Genomic DNA, 5487 nt, shown 5'->3' with positions numbered 1-5487 from the left:
TTTCGAATAATGAGCTGGCGATGACTTACTCTCACATGGGTAACCCCACACTACCATCAGCGCTAAGAGGTTTCACTTCTGAGTTCGGGAAGGGATCAGGTGGTTCACTCTTGCTATTGTCGCCAGCACAACTGTTATGGATACTTGCTTAGTCTAATCTCAGAGCAGTGCTCTTCGTGCTAAGTTTTCTACCAAATGAGTTATTAACAGATCATATCTGAGTTGCAGTATTTTGTTCTTAAGCGTTAACTAAATCAAGTTATTTTGCTTAATATCGAATCAATTGATGCTTTACATACAACTGTTTGGGTGTTGTATAGTCAAGCCTCACGAGCAATTAGTATTGGTCAGCTTCATGCGTCACCGCACTTCCACATCCAACCTATCAACGTCGTAGTCTTCAACGGCTCTTTAGTGGACATAAAGTCCAAGGGAAATCTTATCTTGAGGTAGGCTTCCCGCTTAGATGCTTTCAGCGGTTATCCCTTCCGAACATAGCTACCCGGCGATGCGACTGGCGTCACAACCGGTACACCAGAGGTTCGTCCACTCTGGTCCTCTCGTACTAGGAGCAGATCCTCTCAAATTTCCAGCGCCCACGGTAGATAGGGACCGAACTGTCTCACGACGTTCTAAACCCAGCTCGCGTACCTCTTTAAATGGCGAACAGCCATACCCTTGGGACCTGCTTCAGCCCCAGGATGAGATGAGCCGACATCGAGGTGCCAAACACCGCCGTCGATATGAACTCTTGGGCGGTATCAGCCTGTTATCCCCAGAGTACCTTTTATCCGTTGAGCGATGGCCCTTCCATACAGAACCACCGGATCACTAAGACCTACTTTCGTACCTGCTCGACTTGTGGGTCTCGCAGTTAAGCGCGCTTTTGCCTTTATACTCTACGCGTGATTTCCGACCACGCTGAGCGCACCTTCGTACTCCTCCGTTACTCTTTAGGAGGAGACCGCCCCAGTCAAACTACCCACCAGACATGGTCCTCGCTCCAGATAATGGAGCAGAGTTAGAACCTCAATATTACCAGGGTGGTATTTCAAGATTGGCTCCACCGAAACTAGCGTCTCGGTTTCAAAGCCTCCCACCTATCCTACACAAGTAAGATCAAAGTTCAATGTCAAGCTGCAGTAAAGGTTCACGGGGTCTTTCCGTCTAGCCGCGGGTACACCGCATCTTCACGGCGATTTCGATTTCACTGAGCCTCTGCTGGAGACAGCGCCCCCATCATTATGCCATTCGTGCAGGTCGGAACTTACCCGACAAGGAATTTCGCTACCTTAGGACCGTTATAGTTACGGCCGCCGTTTACTGGGGCTTCGATCAAGAGCTTCGCTTACGCTAACCCCATCAATTAACCTTCCAGCACCGGGCAGGCATCACACCCTATACGTCCACTTTCGTGTTTGCAGAGTGCTATGTTTTTAATAAACAGTTGCAGGGGCCTGGTTTCTGTGGCTGCTCTCAGCTCAGGAAGCAAGTTCCATCACCAAAAGCAGCGTACCTTCTCCCGAAGTTACGGTACCATTTTGCCTAGTTCCTTCAGCAGAGTTCTCTCAAGCGCTTTGGTCTACTCGACCTGACCACCTGTGTCGGTTTCGGGTACGATTCCAGTGTAACTGAAGCTTAGAGACTTTTCCTGGAAGTATGGTATCAGCCACTTCACTGTACAAGTACAGCTTGCTGTCAGATCTCAGCATAGAGTACCCCGGATTTGCCTAAGATACATGCCTACTTCCTTTCACCTGGACAACCAACGCCAGGCTGACTTAACCTTCTCCGTCCTCTCATCGCATTACACTGAAGTATTGGAATATTAACCAATTTCCCATCGACTACGCCTCTCGGCCTCGCCTTAGGGGTCGACTCACCCAGCCCCGATTAACGTTGGACTGGAACCCTTGGTCTTTCAGCGAACGGGTTTTTCACCCGTTTTGTCGTTACTCACGTCAGCATTCGCACTTCTGATACCTCCAGCAGACTTCTCAATCCACCTTCATCGGCTTACAGAACGCTCCCCTACCACTTACACTAATGTGTAAATCCGCAGCTTCGGCATATAGTTTTAGCCCCGTTACATCTTCCGCGCAGGCCGACTCGACTAGTGAGCTATTACGCTTTCTTTAAAGGGTGGCTGCTTCTAAGCCAACCTCCTAGCTGTCTATGCCTTCCCACATCGTTTCCCACTTAACTATAATTTTGGGGCCTTAGCTGGCGGTCTGGATTGTTTTCCTCTTGACTACGGACGTTAGCACCCGCAGTCTGTCTCCCGGATAGTACTCATTGGTATTCGGAGTTTGCATCGGTTTGGTAAGTCGGGATGACCCCCTAGCCGAAACAGTGCTCTACCCCCAATGGTATTCGTCCGAGGCGCTACCTAAATAGCTTTCGGGGAGAACCAGCTATCACCGAGTTTGATTAGCCTTTCACCCCTATCCACAAGTCATCCCCTGGCTTTTCAACGACAGTGGGTTCGGTCCTCCAGTTAGTGTTACCCAACCTTCAACCTGCTCATGGATAGATCACCCGGTTTCGGGTCTACACCCAGCAACTAAACGCCCTATTAAGACTCGATTTCTCTACGGCTCCCCTAATCGGTTAACCTTGCTACTGAATGTAAGTCGCTGACCCATTATACAAAAGGTACGCAGTCACCAAACAAGTTGGCTCCCACTGCTTGTATGCATGCGGTTTCAGGATCTATTTCACTCCCCTCACAGGGGTTCTTTTCGCCTTTCCCTCACGGTACTGGTTCACTATCGGTCAGTCAGGAGTATTTAGCCTTGGAGGATGGTCCCCCCATATTCAGACAAGGTTTCACGTGCCTCGCCCTACTCGACATCATTATCTAAGCCCTTTCGTGTACAGGACTATCACCTACTATGGTCGCACTTCCCAGAGCGTTCCACTAAAGCTTAGATAACTTAATGGGCTTTTCCCCGTTCGCTCGCCGCTACTAAGGGAATCTCAATTGATTTCTTTTCCTAAGGGTACTGAGATGTTTCACTTCCCCTCGTTCGCCTCATAAACCTATGTATTCAGTTTATGATACCCGCCTTATAGCGGGTGGGTTTCCCCATTCAGAAATCTCCGGATCACAGGATATTTGCCGCCTCCCCGGAGCTTATCGCAGGCTATTACGTCTTTCATCGCCTCTGACTGCCAAGGCATCCACCACATGCACTTAATTACTTGACTATACAACCCCAAACAGTCGCTAATACATACAAGTTGTATTTCGCGTCGCAAACTTAATTGCCACAGTTAGAGTCTCGTGAACTTAATCACTGTATAGCTTCAATTAGATTCATATACCAAAACGCTTGATTCAGTTAATTTCGCTAGTAACTCATTTCATTCAACTTTCACAATTGCTTGTTAGGTTAAATCAAACGAGTATGAACAAATTATTTCAACTCAAATATATTCTGTTAATGATTTTTCCAGCCTTCGTCAGGTCAGGAAACTGTGATAAATCACAGAGCTTAATAACAATGGAGCGAATCATACGCCACTTTGTTGCTAAGCTCTATAACCTAAACACTTGATCGCTTAAGGACTAAGCTAACAATCGTTTGATTGTTTATTTTAGCTTCGTTCTTTATACATTCCGAAGGAATGTATGGTGGAGACTAGGAGAGTCGAACTCCTGACCTCCTGCGTGCAAAGCAGGCGCTCTACCAACTAAGCTAAGTCCCCAGCTTATCAATAAGTCAATGTTTCTGATTCTCTGTTTGCTTCCGTATTTTATTCAAATACTTCGTTAGTCAGAATGGTGGGTCTGACAAGACTTGAACTTGTGACCCCACGCTTATCAAGCGTGTGCTCTAACCAACTGAGCTACAGACCCTCAGATACATCGTCATGAAGAACAACTTGTTGTGGATTCTTACCAATCGTCAATCTTTCGTTAAGGAGGTGATCCAGCCGCAGGTTCCCCTACGGCTACCTTGTTACGACTTCACCCCAGTCATCGGCCACACCGTGGTAAGCGTCCTCCTTACGGTTAGACTACCTACTTCTGGTGCAACAAACTCCCATGGTGTGACGGGCGGTGTGTACAAGGCCCGGGAACGTATTCACCGCGGCATTCTGATCCGCGATTACTAGCGATTCCGACTTCATGGAGTCGAGTTGCAGACTCCAATCCGGACTACGATCGGCTTTTTGAGATTAGCATCTCCTCGCGGAGTAGCAACCCTTTGTACCGACCATTGTAGCACGTGTGTAGCCCTGGTCGTAAGGGCCATGATGACTTGACGTCGTCCCCGCCTTCCTCCAGTTTGTCACTGGCAGTATCCTTAAAGTTCCCGGCTTAACCCGATGGCAAATAAGGAAAAGGGTTGCGCTCGTTGCGGGACTTAACCCAACATCTCACGACACGAGCTGACGACAGCCATGCAGCACCTGTATGTAAGTTCCCGAAGGCACCAATCCATCTCTGGAAAGTTCTTACTATGTCAAGACCAGGTAAGGTTCTTCGCGTTGCATCGAATTAAACCACATGCTCCACCGCTTGTGCGGGCCCCCGTCAATTCATTTGAGTTTTAGTCTTGCGACCGTACTCCCCAGGCGGTCTACTTATCGCGTTAGCTGCGCCACTAAAGCCTCAAAGGCCCCAACGGCTAGTAGACATCGTTTACGGCATGGACTACCAGGGTATCTAATCCTGTTTGCTCCCCATGCTTTCGTGCCTCAGCGTCAGTATTAGGCCAGATGGCTGCCTTCGCCATCGGTATTCCTCCAGATCTCTACGCATTTCACCGCTACACCTGGAATTCTACCATCCTCTCCCATACTCTAGCTTCCCAGTATCGAATGCAATTCCCAAGTTAAGCTCGGGGATTTCACATCCGACTTAAAAAGCCGCCTACGCACGCTTTACGCCCAGTAAATCCGATTAACGCTCGCACCCTCTGTATTACCGCGGCTGCTGGCACAGAGTTAGCCGGTGCTTATTCTGCGAGTAACGTCCACTATCTCTAGGTATTAACTAAAGTAGCCTCCTCCTCGCTTAAAGTGCTTTACAACCAAAAGGCCTTCTTCACACACGCGGCATGGCTGGATCAGGGTTCCCCCCATTGTCCAATATTCCCCACTGCTGCCTCCCGTAGGAGTCTGGGCCGTGTCTCAGTCCCAGTGTGGCGGATCATCCTCTCAGACCCGCTACAGATCGTCGCCTTGGTAGGCCTTTACCCCACCAACTAGCTAATCCGACTTAGGCTCATCTATTAGCGCAAGGTCCGAAGATCCCCTGCTTTCTCCCGTAGGACGTATGCGGTATTAGCATCCCTTTCGAAATGTTGTCCCCCACTAATAGGCAGATTCCTAAGCATTACTCACCCGTCCGCCGCTAGAAATCGGTAGCAAGCTACCTATTCCCGCTCGACTTGCATGTGTTAAGCCTGCCGCCAGCGTTCAATCTGAGCCATGATCAAACTCTTCAGTTTAAAATCAATAGTACATATAGTGTAC

At 48.8% G+C, this 5487-nt stretch carries 2 tRNA genes and 3 rRNA genes; all 5 read right to left on the bottom strand.

Going from position 1 to position 5487, the window contains the following annotated elements:
• Positions 1 to 12: 12 nt before the first annotated feature.
• The 5 genes from rrf to FTV50_RS16335 all read right to left on the bottom strand — a co-directional run bounded on the left by rrf (position 13) and on the right by FTV50_RS16335 (position 5462).
• Positions 13 to 127: ribosomal RNA gene (gene rrf, locus FTV50_RS16355) — 5S ribosomal RNA — on the bottom strand.
• Between the two features lie 189 nt (positions 128 to 316).
• Positions 317 to 3210 (bottom strand): 23S ribosomal RNA (locus FTV50_RS16350).
• Between the two features lie 425 nt (positions 3211 to 3635).
• A tRNA-Ala gene (locus tag FTV50_RS16345) sits at positions 3636 to 3711 on the bottom strand.
• Between the two features lie 74 nt (positions 3712 to 3785).
• Positions 3786 to 3862, bottom strand: a tRNA-Ile gene (locus FTV50_RS16340).
• Positions 3863 to 3923: 61 nt separating this feature from the next.
• A 16S ribosomal RNA gene (locus tag FTV50_RS16335) occupies positions 3924 to 5462 on the bottom strand.
• The 16S, 23S and 5S rRNA genes sit together here with 2 tRNA genes alongside, the layout of an rRNA operon.
• Between the last annotated feature and the right edge of the window lie 25 nt (positions 5463 to 5487).

Origin of the sequence: Acinetobacter sp. YH1901134 (genome assembly GCF_013416965.1) — a bacterium.
Classification (GTDB): domain Bacteria; phylum Pseudomonadota; class Gammaproteobacteria; order Pseudomonadales; family Moraxellaceae; genus Acinetobacter; species Acinetobacter amyesii.
Note: the sequence above shows the minus strand (reverse complement) of the source record. Positions and strands in the feature narration are given on the sequence as shown.